Origin of the sequence: Treponema brennaborense DSM 12168 (genome assembly GCF_000212415.1) — a bacterium.
Classification (GTDB): domain Bacteria; phylum Spirochaetota; class Spirochaetia; order Treponematales; family Treponemataceae; genus Treponema_F; species Treponema_F brennaborense.
The window spans coordinates 489,216-503,151 of the sequence record NC_015500.1; the positions used below are offsets into that span (position 1 = coordinate 489,216).

The 13,936-nt window shown below is 35.3% G+C and carries 11 protein-coding genes and 1 pseudogene; 1 reads left to right on the forward strand and 11 read right to left on the reverse strand.

Going from position 1 to position 13,936, the window contains the following annotated elements; translation table 11 throughout:
* Positions 1 to 28: 28 nt before the first annotated feature.
* On the reverse strand, positions 29 to 1,375 hold the full coding sequence (gene purD, locus TREBR_RS02015) for a phosphoribosylamine--glycine ligase (protein ID WP_013757567.1): 1,347 nt from the start codon (positions 1,373 to 1,375) through the stop codon (positions 29 to 31).
* 857 nt (positions 1,376 to 2,232) lie between these two features.
* Between purD and TREBR_RS02020 the strand changes: the two genes are divergently transcribed.
* Positions 2,233 to 2,433: a hypothetical protein gene (locus TREBR_RS02020; RefSeq protein WP_156786587.1), complete on the forward strand. Its 201-nt coding sequence runs from the start codon at positions 2,233 to 2,235 to the stop codon at positions 2,431 to 2,433.
* A gap of 700 nt (positions 2,434 to 3,133) precedes the next feature.
* Here TREBR_RS02020 and TREBR_RS14765 read toward each other — a convergent pair.
* The 10 genes and pseudogenes from TREBR_RS14765 to TREBR_RS02065 all read right to left on the reverse strand — a co-directional run bounded on the left by TREBR_RS14765 (position 3,134) and on the right by TREBR_RS02065 (position 13,923).
* Entirely contained in the window at positions 3,134 to 4,042 is a 909-nt protein-coding gene (locus tag TREBR_RS14765; protein WP_425358329.1) for a type I restriction endonuclease subunit R, EcoR124 family, read from the reverse strand.
* Positions 4,043 to 4,074: 32 nt separating this feature from the next.
* A pseudogene (locus TREBR_RS14770) lies at positions 4,075 to 6,288 on the reverse strand (type I restriction enzyme subunit R domain-containing protein); the annotation flags it as partial.
* Positions 6,289 to 6,292: 4 nt separating this feature from the next.
* The gene (locus TREBR_RS02030) at positions 6,293 to 7,006 is read right to left on the reverse strand and encodes a hypothetical protein (RefSeq protein WP_013757568.1); all 714 of its coding nucleotides are present in this window, start codon (positions 7,004 to 7,006) and stop codon (positions 6,293 to 6,295) included.
* A complete protein-coding gene (locus TREBR_RS02035; RefSeq protein ID WP_013757569.1) occupies positions 6,993 to 8,381 on the reverse strand; it encodes an AAA family ATPase in 1,389 nt (462 codons plus the stop codon). Before TREBR_RS02035 ends, TREBR_RS02030 begins: the two co-directional genes overlap by 14 nt.
* A gap of 285 nt (positions 8,382 to 8,666) precedes the next feature.
* Positions 8,667 to 9,074 carry an ATP-binding protein gene (locus tag TREBR_RS02040; protein ID WP_013757570.1) on the reverse strand — a complete coding sequence of 136 codons (408 nt, stop codon included), beginning with the start codon at positions 9,072 to 9,074 and terminating at the stop codon, positions 8,667 to 8,669.
* A complete protein-coding gene (locus tag TREBR_RS02045; RefSeq protein WP_013757571.1) occupies positions 9,071 to 10,585 on the reverse strand; it encodes a radical SAM/SPASM domain-containing protein in 1,515 nt (504 codons plus the stop codon). The genes TREBR_RS02040 and TREBR_RS02045 overlap by 4 nt, the downstream gene beginning before the upstream one ends.
* A gap of 201 nt (positions 10,586 to 10,786) precedes the next feature.
* A complete protein-coding gene (locus TREBR_RS02050; RefSeq protein ID WP_013757572.1) occupies positions 10,787 to 11,005 on the reverse strand; it encodes a hypothetical protein in 219 nt (72 codons plus the stop codon).
* Positions 11,006 to 11,022: 17 nt separating this feature from the next.
* A complete protein-coding gene (locus tag TREBR_RS14225) occupies positions 11,023 to 12,246 on the reverse strand; it encodes a restriction endonuclease subunit S (protein ID WP_013757573.1) in 1,224 nt (407 codons plus the stop codon).
* Positions 12,233 to 12,841: a BRO-N domain-containing protein gene (locus TREBR_RS02060; protein ID WP_013757574.1), complete on the reverse strand. Its 609-nt coding sequence runs from the start codon at positions 12,839 to 12,841 to the stop codon at positions 12,233 to 12,235. The genes TREBR_RS14225 and TREBR_RS02060 overlap by 14 nt, the downstream gene beginning before the upstream one ends.
* Positions 12,841 to 13,923 carry a virulence RhuM family protein gene (locus tag TREBR_RS02065; RefSeq protein WP_013757575.1) on the reverse strand — a complete coding sequence of 361 codons (1,083 nt, stop codon included), beginning with the start codon at positions 13,921 to 13,923 and terminating at the stop codon, positions 12,841 to 12,843. Before TREBR_RS02065 ends, TREBR_RS02060 begins: the two co-directional genes overlap by 1 nt.
* Between the last annotated feature and the right edge of the window lie 13 nt (positions 13,924 to 13,936).

The window sequence follows — 13,936 nt, forward strand, 5'->3', positions numbered from 1 at the left end:
GTACCGTTTGCGGGTACGCAGGTTCGGTTTACAGTGCTCCCGATTCGGCCGCGCCGGGAAGTCCGATATCCGTACGGAAGAACATGTCGGTAAACGTAATGCCCGCCATCGTTTCGTACGCGGCGCGCCTTGCTTGCTCAAACGTTTCGCCGTAGGCGCTGACTGCGAGCACCCGTCCGCCGGAGGTTACCAGTCCGGTTCCGTCGTTTTCCGCCGTTTTGGCTCCCGCGATGAATATTTTTACGTCCGGGGCGTTTTTCGCTTTTTCCGTTACCCTCAGCGGAAGTCCTTTTTTATAGGCGTGCGGATATCCGCCCGAAACGGCGACCGGTGCACAGACGAAGCCCGGTTTCCAGGTACACGGAAAATCTTTCAGCGTGCCGTTCGTGATAGCCCGGCACAATTCGGCAAAGTCGAAGTCCATGAGAGGCAGCACGGCCTGCGTTTCGGGATCTCCGAGACGCACGTTGTATTCGAGCAGCTTCGGCCCGTCCGCGGTAAGCATCAGTCCGAAGAAAATGAATCCCCGGTAATCCATGTTTTCCGCAATCATGCCGGCGAGCGTCGGTTTGAGTATGCGTTCGTCGAAGGCGGACATCTGTTCCGGCGTTACGTCGCTCACCGGTGCGACGGCGCCCATACCGCCCGTGTTCGGGCCTTTTGCTCCGTCGAGCAGCCGTTTGTGGTCGCGCGCCGTTACGAACGGTACAATGCACGCTTTTCCGGCTTTCGCACTTTCGGGAGTGACCGAAACGGCGGCGAGCACGGATATTTCCACTCCCTGAAGGTATTCTTCTATAACGAGTTTTTTTCCGGCGGCGCCGAGCGTTTCTTTGCCCATGAATTCATCTACGGCGTTCAGTGCGTCCGCTTCCGTGGCGGCAACTACGACACCTTTCCCGGCGGCGAGACCGTCCGCTTTGACGACGATCGGCGCACCGTGCGTTTTTATATAAGCGCGCGCCGCTTCTGCATCGGTAAACGTTTCGCTCGTGGCGCAGGCAACGCGGTGTGCGTGCATGAACTGCTTGGCAACGTCTTTGCTCGCTTCAAGCGCCGCTCCCTTCGATTTGGGGCCTACGGTGGGAACGCCCGCGTTCCACAATTCGTCGGCAACGCCCGCGGCCAGCGGATCTTCAGGGCCGACGACGGCCATCGTGCAGCCTTCGTGCCGCGCGATCGCCGGATATATATCCGTTCCCGAAACGCCGTCCAAATACGCGCACGCAGCGGGATCCAGGTTGCGGCATTTGGATTCGGCTGCCGTTCCGCCGTTTCCGGGAACGCAGACGATTTCCGTTACCGAAGGACTTTTTGCCAATGTCCAGCATATTGCGTGTTCGCGTCCGCCGGAACCGATTACCATTATTTTCATATATATATACTATAGGGAATAACGGATTTTTTCAAGCTGTCCGGTGATAAGCGATAATTCCTATGATGAAGGTTCTTGCAAGGGTGTTTAAAAATCCGGCAGGCCTGAGTTCTGTTCCATATTTTAATCCCCCGCATAAGAATCAAGAGAAGCGTTCCGGATAGAATAAATTTTATTTTGCGAGTTTTCTATAAAAACCACGAATATATATTGTTGGCATAGAAAATAAAAATATCAACACGCCGATGAAAGCGCAGTAGCCGTCACTTAAAATGATTACGGCGTATAAAAAGCTAAAAAGACCATATAATTCCAGTTTTAATGGTTTAAAAATCAAAAAAAGAAAAATCCTATAACGTTTATTGTTATTGCGAATATCGTTTTAATTGAGAGACTTTAATTTCTGCAATGAATGTTTTTAAATGAGATATGGCTGTTCATTTCAGTTCATTACAACCGGCAGCATCGGTTATTGAAAATACTTTTTGGCACAAACATTCACATTTTCTGGAGCGTATCGGCGAAATTATAACAAGGTATCACAATTTTTACAATGTTAATCATTACTTGGGCAGGGCAACCGCATTATAAACCCACTCGACAAAACCGAAAACGGAAGTAACCTTCATCAGCTTTGTTGAGGATGCAAAAGTGTTTTTGAGATAAAGAGTCATGGAATTAAGATTTGATGATAAATTCGGTAATATGAACTTGCATCCGAATTGTTTGAATTTCCGTACAGGTAATCAAGCAAGTAAAATCGGAAATAAAGAACAGGCGCATTACTTTGTGCCGGAAAACTGTATTGACGTACTGTTTTGACGCTCAAACCCTATCGTGCGACTACAATCCTGCGCGTGCTTGCAAGAATCGACGACAAGCAGCTGGAAAAAGTTTTCTGCGAATACGCAAAAGGAATATTCAGTGTCAGACTTCCGGAAACGGAAGTAATCGCAATCGACGGAAAAACAATCAGAATATCGAACGACAGGGAATCAAAAGTCGTCCACGTGGTTTCTGTCTGGGCAAGTACGGCGGCGGGTGATGTATGTGTGTAGGGGTGGGGCAGACAGAAGAAAATATTGGCATATTACTTTGGCAATAACCGGTGGTTTTTGAGTTGGCAGGGCCAGAAAATGGGGTGAAAACTGAATTATGCACAACGCGTTGAAGAAAGAGAAAAAACATGAAAGAAAAATATAGTGATAAATTACTAATTTCAATAATCGTATCTACTTACAATAGGCCTGATAAATTGAAAAAGCAATATCTTTTATTCATTGGTATACTTTTATCGTAAGGTGGTTATGAATCGGGAGAATGAACAAAATACACTTTTTGAAAAAAATAGTCTATCTAATCATGAATGAGCGTGGTACAACGTATAAAATGAAGAAAAATATGAAATTTTTAAGTTATATTAATAATTCTAGTTATTTTGGTTATATGCAGTTGTTTACCCTACAAGGCCGAAGAGCTTTTAACAAAAGGTGATAATGGCGGAAAATTTTACACGATCGAGATGTACCGATGATTGTATGACCTGATGATATCAGGAAAAAATGTGCTCATAATTAGTACAGTATCTTCTTGCAGTACCGACTGTGCGCCGGGCAATTAAATTTCTATCTGTAATTACGACAATGGTCAGCGAATTAATTTTCTGCTGCAAAAGGCAGACGTAAACTGTAAGAAAATATCTAACTGGCTGTAAGAAAATAGTATTTTAAAAATTTGTCTTAAAATATATGACTAAAATCATTTCTCTATTTCAATCCCACCGGATAAAAGAAACTTTTGCAGCAAGGTCTGAATTTTAATGTTCACTGCAAAAGGCGATACAGGATTGCCTTCTAACTGCTCAAAATAAGACTTTGCCTTTTCTTTATCAACAGAAGCTTTCAATTCATCAAAGCGACCAAACTCATTGATGTTGTTTTCTGTTAGACAGCAATTCATCATGCTTCTTAACTTCTTTTCATCCAGACCAAGGGCAGAACATAAGTGGCTAACCTGTTCATTTTCTGCATTGTGCTGATATAAAGACACATATTCTCTAAAGCTGATGTTGCTATCTACTTCAACATTCCCCATCTGAACATCATGGATAAAAATGTTTGCATACTTTTGCTCTTCCTGCGTAAGAAAAGCAAATGATTTGTGCAAATCATTCAATCCTTGTTCAAGCTGTTCTTCAGTTACATTTTCTTGAGAAAGAATTTTCAAGTATTTTGTAAAACGGGAGTTCATATAGTCAACGTCAATCTTATCTGTATCGATTTCTGTTAGGTAGCCTTCTATTTCATAAGGTACATCTTCTGAACCTTCTGAATCCGAATCTTTACCAGAGAACAGTTCTTTATAACGCAAAGCCATAGCTAAATAGGTATTTTCATCAAGATTCAGGCTTACCGATGTTGTTTGTTCTTCTTCATCTTTGTTTTCTGTAACTTCATATTGAAGCTTGTCCCATGTAAAGCCCTGCACTCTTGCCGATTCTAAATATTCATTCAGTTGTTTAAATGCCTTTGCAAATTTGCCTCTTTCTGTTTTGTCTTCCGGTAATTTTGTAAAATCATCGGAACCTGCTTTTGAGAACAAATCTGAAATATCGGCAAAAACTTCGTTCATCTTTTTTATATTAAAGCTAAGGCGTTCTACAAACATTCCAATGGGTTTGTCGCCGGAGTACAATTTTACAGCGTCTTGAATATTGCGTTCCATTGTGTGTGGTTTTCTGTAATACTTTATAATTCCGAAAGGCTTCTTTTCTCCAAACAAACGGTTTGTTCTTGAAAATGCCTGTATAATATTTTCGTATTCCAAAATCTTATCAAGATACAGTGTGTTAATCCATTTTGAATCAAAACCTGTAAGCATTTGGTCAACCACAATTAATAAATCAAGTTCTTTTTCCGGAGTGCGTTCAATAAGAATATACGGCTCTTTATGTGAAAGACGAGCAGCAATATCTTTTTTAAACTGTGCGTGAGTTGCAAGAGAAAAATCCACACCGTAACGCTGATTGTAGTCTGAAATTATTTCTATCAAACCGTCTTCTTTTAAGGCAAAGCCGTCGTTATTGTCAATGTTAGGATCAAACAATGCGGTGATTTTTAATTCAGGTTTCTGTTTTTTTATGAGGCGATAATATTCAATTGCTTCATCAATACTGCTTGTTGCAAAAATTGAATGGAACATACCATTGTTACTTAGACGGACATAATCACCTAAAATATCATTTATAACTTGCTGCTGATGTTCCTTGCGTCTGTATTGAGAGTTTGAAATATAATCTTCAATACCTTTTACATCCTTGCCATCATCTCCAACAAAGCCAGCCATCTTAACTTTAGAAGAGTCCATGAACTTGTTAAAGACTTCGCTCTTTTTAGGATCGGCTAATGCCTCTTCCACTATTTTAGATTGTGATTTATCCAAGGCGACGGCTTTTCTTAAATCCTTATCTTTGTATGTTAGAATTTTGTACGGATCAAAACCCAGTACATTTTTATCCCGAATGCCGTCTGCAATGCTGTAGCGGTGCAATTCATTACCAAAAACGGTAGTTGTTGTGTTCATCTTTTTTTGATTTTCCACCTGAATTGGAGTACCAGTAAAGCCAAAAAAATTGCATTTGGAAAAGTCTTTTTGATTGTTATAAGCATATCGCCAAAAGTTGAGCGGTGGGCTTCATCAATAATAAAAACAATCCGCTTGGAATTCATTATAGAAATATCATAGGCATTCAAGCCGTCTTCTTCATTTTTAATGTTACTCATTTTTTGAATTGATGTAACAATGAGCGTGTCATAATAGTTGTCGCTTTTTAATTTTGTAATCAGGATATTTGTGTTTTCTGTTCCTTGAATTTCTTCGTTTTCATTTGCAAAGTTTCTATATTCTTTTAAAGACTGAGTTCCAAGCTCAATTCTGTCCATTAGGAAAATAACTTTATCAGCATCTCCTGAATTTGCAATAAGCTCTGCGGACTTAAAACTTGTCATGGTTTTGCCGGAACCTGTTGTATGCCAAATAAAACCGCCTAAAATACTGTGGCTTCCCCATTCGATTTTTGAAACAGTGTCAGAAATTGCATTTGCCGCATAATACTGGTAGCTTCGCATTACTTTTAGAACACCGTCAGAACCGTCTGCAACTGTATAAAAACCGATTAACTGATGAGCCATTGGAATAGAAAGCAATGAAGATGCAATCTTTTCCCAATTATTGATTCTTTCATTATTAAAATCTGCCCAATGAAAATAATAATCAGAATTGAATTTTCCATCCGGTCCGGGATTTGCAAAATAAACAGTTTCGTTTGGTTCCATTGCCACAAAAACTTGAACCAAAGAGAACAATCCTGTAAAAATACCTTCATACGCATACTTTTCTATTTGGCAGCAAGCCTGTGTAACAGAAACATTGCTTCGTTTTAACTCAATATGGAAAAGCGGCATTCCGTTTATTAAAAGCATTAAATCGCCACGACGATTATTTAACAGTGCAGACTTTGCCTTGAACTTTGGCTGTCGAACAATCTGGTATCTGCTTTGACCTGCTGCAATTTCGTTTCTGTCATAGATTTTAAGACTTACTTCATGCCCCAGATGCAATGTATCTTTTGGGTTATCTCTTGTTACTGATATTGTTTTGCCGTTGATTAAGCCATTTAACTTTAGCGGAGTTTTTAATTTTGCAATCTGCTCAAGAATCTGTGCCATTTCGCTGTTAGTTAAGGGAATGTTATTAAGACGGTCAATTTCCTTATTGTTTTCAAAAAGGATTGAAGCCCAGTTTTGTATTAAGTCTTCTTCTGTTGGATATTCGATTATTTGCTCTTCCCAACCCTTTTTTGTAAGTGTGTTTATTAGAGCGTCTTCAAAATCTGATTCTTGGGTAAATGGCATGGGATTAGTCCTTAAACAAAAGATTAAGATTACTATATCGCTTAAGGGAGTTTTTGTCTTTTAGAATAAAAACCCATGTCTCTGAATATGTGCCAGGCACAGCAAAATTAGTATCGTTTATAAAGTCTAAAAAACTTTTCAAATCTTTTTTCTCTCCATATTTGTCATCAAAAGAATTTGAAAGATTTTTTTTATCTTCGTCTGTTAGGTTTTCAATTTTATTATGAAGAACATGTTCCAAATTCCTTGAAAAGAAAAATATTTGATATGGAATATCAAAAATTTTCTGGAGTTTACATAATTTTTGTACTATAAGTCTTTTTGCTTTATTTCTTTCTTCTATTTGATTTCTACTATTTGTAATTATTTCATTTTCTGTATATTGAATCTTATTGTTTGTTCCTTCCATTACATATTCAGGAGAAATAAAAGCTCCATCCGTGTCTATAATATGAATTATTCTTTCAACATCAGTAGGAAAACGAATTCTATCTATTGCTAAAGAATCTGTGATTCTTTTACTGATAATACTAATTATATCTCCCGGTGTTGGATCTGTCATTGTTATTGGATTTGGTTCTGTTGTTATATCGCAATACATGACAGCAACTTTAACACTGCTGTTTTCAAAGTAGTTTTCAAAAATACTTTCTAGCGAAACTTTGTCAGAAAGTCCTTCCACAATGACGGCTATAGCTTTTTTTCTATTCTTCGACATGGCAACCTGCCTTGCGTAAACAGCGCCTTATTGTAGATTCCTTTATTTCAACTGCTAACGGTTCGTTCTCACCTTCCAAAGACAACGCACGTAGATAACAGTCACGAAGATTATTGGTTGGTTTTATATTTGATAATTTAATGTAACGGTTTTTGTCATTAGCAGAGGAAAAAATAATACTATTTTTGTTTAATACTTCTAGCGGACGTAAATTATGGGAAGTAAAAATTAATTGTCCTTTTCCAGACTCTTCAATGACGGACAACAATTTTCCAAGAAGAAGTTCAAAAACACCACTATCCAATTCATCAATAGCTACACATACAGAAGGATCATTAAACATAACAATAAGAACATTCAGAATTGAAATTATTTTTTTAATGCCTTCTGATTCATAGCGAAGAGGAAACTGCAATCCATCTCTTTTAGAAACAAGCTCAAATCGAATACCACCAGTTCCATTTTCTTGTAATTGCTCTCCATAGTTAATAAAACCAACAGATAATCCTGGAACAAGTGCATCTAATACGCAATTCATATTACTAATGACTGTTTCAATCATTTCAAAAGCAGCTTTAGGAAGAATCGTTGGATTTTGTAAGTCAATAGGAATATCTCCAACTGATAGTGAGTTTTGATTTTTAAGAATAAATGCAAGCGGCATAAACATATTTAAGCTTATTCCGCCACTATGGGAGGTTAGTATTATGAATAATTTTTGCATTACATACTTTTTAATTATACTAATAATAATGCCAAGTTCATTTTGTGGAGACTGTTTTAATATATCAGAAAACTCTTTTGAAAATAAAAAGGATTTATTTGTTTCCTGTGCCATTTTGTAAGCAACGGACAACTCAATTATTTTGTCTCGGTTTTTTGATACAAGTTCATCATATTGATTTTTGGGTGTAAATACCTGCAACGCATCATTGTAAGAGCATTCAAAATACGGTTTGTCTTTAACCCATGAACCATCTTCTAACATTTTTGAAACATTCAATTTTTCAGAAGAAAAAACAGCCTTTTCTTCTTTTTTTGAAATGGTGCAACCATAAGTAACTTTATACTTTTCATTTTCTGATTTTTGAATTGCTAGTTTTATTTTAAAAGTACATTCTTCTTTATTAGCAGAAATTACTTTTTCCATGTCTGCCCAAAGAGAATTGCCAGAAGCTATGTTTTTAAATAAAGAAAGCGTTTGAATTACTGATGTTTTACCAGAGCCATTCTGACCGTATATTCCAGCTATGTCTGCATCTTGAGAAAACTCATCTTTATCATTAGTTTTAGGCATAGAAAAAAGACCATTTGAGACATTCTTAAAATTCTCAATTTCAATGGACATAACCCGTACTAATAATGATTCGCTCATATTCATACCTTCTGTAATCTGATTATATGTACTGTATCGGCATTTTTGATTAAAATCAATAGTGTAAAATGGAAAACGTTATATTTTATTACGATTTTAGGTTTTAATATAGCTTTTTGTGTAATTTGGACAAAAAAATAGAGCGCCGTCATAACGCCGCTCTTACAAAAACATTGTCGTTTTTTGTTACTGATAATAATATAACTTCTATAGTGTCATTTGTCTACAAAATAAAAGATTGATACTATCAAATGGTTGGGGTTAGTCCTTAAAGAAGTTCATCATTTAGATTTTATTTAATATATCATTTGTTTGTTTTAAATTGTCTTTATTTTCAGCACCTATAGAAGAGTATATTTTTTTAATCCAATCAACGTCACATGACTGTTTTGTTGCATACTGTTTTAGTTCTGTACAAGTTTTTCCACTGGTTCTTGTTGCTGAGACAGCAACATCAGGGTTTGTCTTATTAAAATATTTAATATTTTCGTTAAGCTGGTTTTCATTATCCCCTGCAGTACAAATAGAGACTATTTTGCCATTAAAACTAATTGTTTCTCGTCTATCGCAGACATTGTTTTGCGGACTAGGCTTTTTACAGCCAGTAGTTTTTTCTTCTAATAAATCGATTAATAAGTTGAGTGTTGAAGTTTTTCCACAATTACTTCTGCCATACAATCCAATTACTTTCATTTTTCTTTCTCCTTTTTGTTAGTCTCATTTATGACTATATCATTTTTTTTCGAAGTTTTATCATTGAATAACTCTTTTTTTATTTTCGCAATAGTACAAAAATACTTATTAATGATTAATGGATTACCTAAAGGATCTTCATTAGAATTTCTAATCATACACATAGTGCAAAAATCTCTATCTGAACAATTTATACATTTTGGAAAATCCTTTTTTTGTAAATCTCTTAAATATCTTACTTTATCAGATTCCTCCCAAATTTCTTCAAGTGATGTATTTTTTATATTTCCAACAACATATCCCTGCCAGCCTGCACATGGATATACATCTCCATTATCATTTATACAAATTGATGAATGACAAACACTACATATACTATCATTTGGTAAAGTATTCTTTTTATCTTCAACATCTTGCTTCATCTGTCTTAAAAATTTTGAATCATTTTCCATTTTATAACTAATTATTTCTTTTACTTCATCGATGAATAATCGGCATTTCAAATTACTTGTTGTATTGTTATAACCAGCAATAATAACATAATCAGCTGAAACTTGAATTCCATATTTTTCAGCCCATTTAATAACATCTGTATATGAGTCTTTATTTTGTTTGATTATAGGACAACTTATTTGCAATGGAATATCATTTTCAATTAGTCTAAGAATCCCATTTTTAGTTTTTTCGAAACTTCCTTTTATTTGTGTTATTTCATCATGAATAGTAGGATTCATGGAATATAATGAAACTTGAACTCCTAAAAGTGGATTAGATTTCATTTCAGCTAAAATGTCATCATTAAGTAATGTCAAGTTGCTAAGGACATTCACTGAAAAATTATTATCATTACATTTTCGTAAAAAATTACAAAAATCTTTATGTAACAAAGGTTCTCCACCACTTAAATTTATATGTAATACATTCAATTCTCTGCATTGATTAAGAATATTATAAAACAATTCATAACTCATTTCTGTTGTCTTATTTTCATGCGGTATATAGCAATGAACACATCTTTCATTGCATTTGCTTATAATTTCTATATGTACATTTGTAAGTTGTGGTTTCCCATCAAAATAGTTGTCAAGAAAATCCTGAGTTTCTTTCTTCACATTAAAAACACAAGGATGTGTTTTTACTACTTTGTTTTCTATATTTGTTTTTTTATAAGAAAATTTAATTTCGTTTTCTTCACATTCTTGATATGTTCTGCCGGCTACAATAAAGCCATCTTTATTTAGTTTCTGTAGAAAATCACAAACGTCAGCCTTAATTATATTAAAGTCAACATCTGTAAAGCAAATGCATATTTTTTTTACAATATCATCGATAAATTGTGGTTTTTTTGTTAAAGCAGAAATAAAAATACATCCTACATCCGAAACTATCCTGTCTCCTATAGGAGATTCTCCATCATTAAGGAGTTTATACCTGAAATTTCTATTGTCAGTTATATAACCAAACGAATCAAACTCTCTAAATATAATACTTGAACTTAGTTTAAAATACATAATATTCTCCATTCCATGGTGGAGACGATGTGTTTATTAAGCAAAACAACATCGTCTCTTTGTTACTTAGCGTCCACTTGGTTTTGGCGGATTACAAGGTCTTCCACTTGGTTTGCTGTTTGGACGGCATTCTGCCATGTAAACAGTACTTTGTGCCAAAACTTCTGGTTTTTTGTACATCATACAAGTACCTCCTTTTATTTATTTTATTTTAACATTACTAAAAATAATAATGTTCTCAAAATCAGTATCGTTTTTGTATTTTTCACAGTCAGAATCTTCTAAAACAAAATCTCTATTTATTTGTTTGTTTTCTAATTCGTTTTTTAATAGATTTAAAGCTTTTTCTTTTTTCTCTGTTTCTGCAAAAAAACTGTGCATAATGAGTATAAATATTAAAATTACGAATCTGTTATTCATAAACTTCACCTTTTCTTCTACACAAACATCCGTTCCAGCAATGCTTTTTTTACGTTCTGAAGTTTATCCAGTTCCTTCTTTTGCAAACTTAGCAATGTATCTAGTTGTTTGAAAAAATTACCGATTTTGGTTTGTTCGGCTTTATCAATCGGTAAGATAATGGGTGTTTTTTTTCCACTTTCTATTGTGTAGGTTCCAACAGTGCCTGTCCCTGCTGATTCTTTAATAAAATATTGAATTTTTTTTCCACAAAAGGAATAATAAAAAAAATTCCCATTTATTTTATTACTATTCTGAAACCAAATGATATTTCCATCTTTAAAATATACTGGTTCTAGATTTTCTATTTGCATTGGAATACCAATAGTTCCAACTCCTGTAACTAATAAATCTTCGATTTTTACTTTCCCAGAAATAGAAGTATATTCATCATATTTTTGCTTTGATATAAAAAGATTATCCGTAATTTTCTCATTTTTATAACTTGCCACAATATCTCTTGCACGTAAAAATTTTATGCCTTTATTAGTCCAATCAGATTGATGTATTCTTTTTACAGAAGTTATATTCATAATTTCTCCCATCGTTTTCTCTTTCCAATCTTCTGTAAATCCTTTAAAGCGTAGTGCAGGAGTGGCTTGTCCGTCTTGTGGGAACATTTTTTCTAGCAATGATTTTTTTATTTGCAGGAGTTTTTCGTATTTAGCTTTTTTTGATGTAATAAGAGTGTCAATATTTTTGAAGAGCGTGCCGATTTTGGTTTGTTCTATGGAATTCGTGGTAATATAAACAGATAGATTTTCTAATGTGTTTGAATTTATTGCAGGATAACTCGTACCAGTACAATTATCAAGAACTAATTTGACAAATTCATCTTCTTGAAGTTTTGTAAATAAAAAACTGCTGTCAATAAATGGTCTAATTTGTGCATACCCTGTTGAAAATACAAAATCCAAATCATCTTTATCATAAAGAAAATTATTTTTTTGATAAGGTCTTACAGTCTGATAAAAAATATCATTTTTTCTTGCTAATCTTTGAGCTCTTGAGGGAGCAGAATCCTTTGTCTCCGTCCGATATTGTAAAAGTTGAGTACCAGAAACTGATTCTAAATCAACATACTTAAAAATATTAGGTATTTCTGACTTAGGATTAAAATCACTCACTTCTCCCAGTGTCTTCTCTTCCCAATCTTCTGAGTATCCTTTAAATCGTAGCTGTGGCTTTTTAGATTCTTTCATTTATCTTTACCGCCCGTTGAGTCTGAGATTCCTTGTGATTTAATTTCCAAAGAAGGCTTGTCATTTCATTTGTTAAAATGGCGTAATCTTTTTCTTTCTCAATTCCGCGCTCTTTCCATTCATCAGTCAGTTCCTTACGCATTTCAATTGTCTGCAAACGCTGATTTATCCACCCTTCTGTATATCCTTTGGCTCTGTAAAAATCTGCTCCTCTGATTATTGCCTTTTCAGGGTCTGCAATTTCATCCAGTCGTTTACTGCCTAATTTTGCAAGCCAAAGTTTAAAAGGTTCCGCCTTTGGTGATGGAATAGACTGAATAAGGCGGAAGAGCTGTTCTGTGTTTAGACAATCAGTAAGACGTATTTTTCCATCAGCGGCAGGCATTTTCAAACCGTGACAATTTGTCACGGTTTCATTTCCTTCTGCTATAAGGCGTTGTTTTAGTTTACGCCAATATGCAGTTGGATTCTTGCTATCTGTAAGAACGGTAATAACATCAACAACAGAAAAATACCATTCTTCTTCATCTGCGTTCCAAGAGGTGCGAACATTCTTTTTATCAAATAAACGTATTTTAGTGCTGTTTTCTTCCATTATTTGTCCTGCCTTTCTTCCACAATCTGCTCTTTTGATTTTTCTCGATTGCCACACGAATTAGAACAATCTGCCTGTTTTCTTTTTTTTATTTTTTTTTCTATGCTTAACAACACGTTCAATTCTTCATCATCTTTGCGATCGGCTTCTTTTGCGTCATATGCTTTACGAGAAGAATCAAACGCAAGATATATTTCTTCTACTTGTTTTTCCATTTGCTTGTGAGAACGACTGCCTTTATTATCAAGAAGCGGCAATGAATAATCTTTAATGATTTTATCAACATTGTTTTCCCAAAACTTTATTGTTAAATCTTTGCGCATTTTTACATGGAGTTCTGCACTTTCTAAAAAGATTGCAACTATTCTGTTTAATGAATCAATTTCATCTTCTGTTAAATAATTTTTAGAAACATAAATATCTTGCTTTCGTACAACAGAACCTTTCCAACTTGTTAGATTCATATTTGGCTTTGAACTGTCAGCTCTGCTTAAAATCAGCTCTGCAGCTGTTTTATTTGTTATCGCATAAATTAGCTTGTTTTGAACAGTTGCAAAAAACATCTGAGTCGCTTTATCGCTACCGTCGTAGTCAGAAGATAGTGCGAATAAATCGCGAATTTTCTGGTAAAAGCGTTTTTCACTTGCACGGATGTCGCGAATTCGCTCAAGAAGTTCATCAAAATAGTCAGGTCTGCCGTCCGGATTTTTTAAACGCTCATCATCAAGAATAAAGCCTTTCTGCAAATATTCAGTTAGATTGGTATTTGCCCATTTTCTAAACTGTGTACCGCGAACGCTTCTAACTCTAAATCCAACAGCTAAAACCATTGGGAGAGCATAATAAGTAACTGAATAATTTTTTCCGTCTGCAGCAGTTGTTAAGTAATCCTTAACAACTGATTTTTCATCTAATTCCTTTTCCTGTAATATATTAGAGATGTGCATACTGATATTGGGTTTTGAGGTGTCAAAAAGTAAAGCCATCTGCTGTTGGTTCATCCAGATAATTCCGTCTTTTGAGTAGAGTTTTACATCAGCTTTTCCGTCATCTGTATTATATATTATTATTTCATCAGTCATTTATTCTTATTTC

Bases quoted from the DNA above. Each gene is read 5' to 3' on its own strand.
- TREBR_RS14225 (WP_013757573.1), bottom strand. From the start codon at position 12,246: ATGAAAGAATCTAAAAAGCCACAGCTACGATTTAAAGGATACTCAGAA.
- TREBR_RS02050 (WP_013757572.1), bottom strand. From the start codon at position 11,005: ATGAATAACAGATTCGTAATTTTAATATTTATACTCATTATGCACAGT.
- TREBR_RS14765 (WP_425358329.1), bottom strand. From the start codon at position 4,042: ATGTTTGTAGAACGCCTTAGCTTTAATATAAAAAAGATGAACGAAGTT.
- TREBR_RS02045 (WP_013757571.1), bottom strand. From the start codon at position 10,585: ATGTATTTTAAACTAAGTTCAAGTATTATATTTAGAGAGTTTGATTCG.
- TREBR_RS02065 (WP_013757575.1), bottom strand. From the start codon at position 13,923: ATGACTGATGAAATAATAATATATAATACAGATGACGGAAAAGCTGAT.
- TREBR_RS02035 (WP_013757569.1), bottom strand. From the start codon at position 8,381: ATGAGCGAATCATTATTAGTACGGGTTATGTCCATTGAAATTGAGAAT.
- TREBR_RS02040 (WP_013757570.1), bottom strand. From the start codon at position 9,074: ATGAAAGTAATTGGATTGTATGGCAGAAGTAATTGTGGAAAAACTTCA.
- TREBR_RS02030 (WP_013757568.1), bottom strand. From the start codon at position 7,006: ATGTCGAAGAATAGAAAAAAAGCTATAGCCGTCATTGTGGAAGGACTT.
- TREBR_RS02060 (WP_013757574.1), bottom strand. From the start codon at position 12,841: ATGGAAGAAAACAGCACTAAAATACGTTTATTTGATAAAAAGAATGTT.
- purD (WP_013757567.1), bottom strand. From the start codon at position 1,375: ATGAAAATAATGGTAATCGGTTCCGGCGGACGCGAACACGCAATATGC.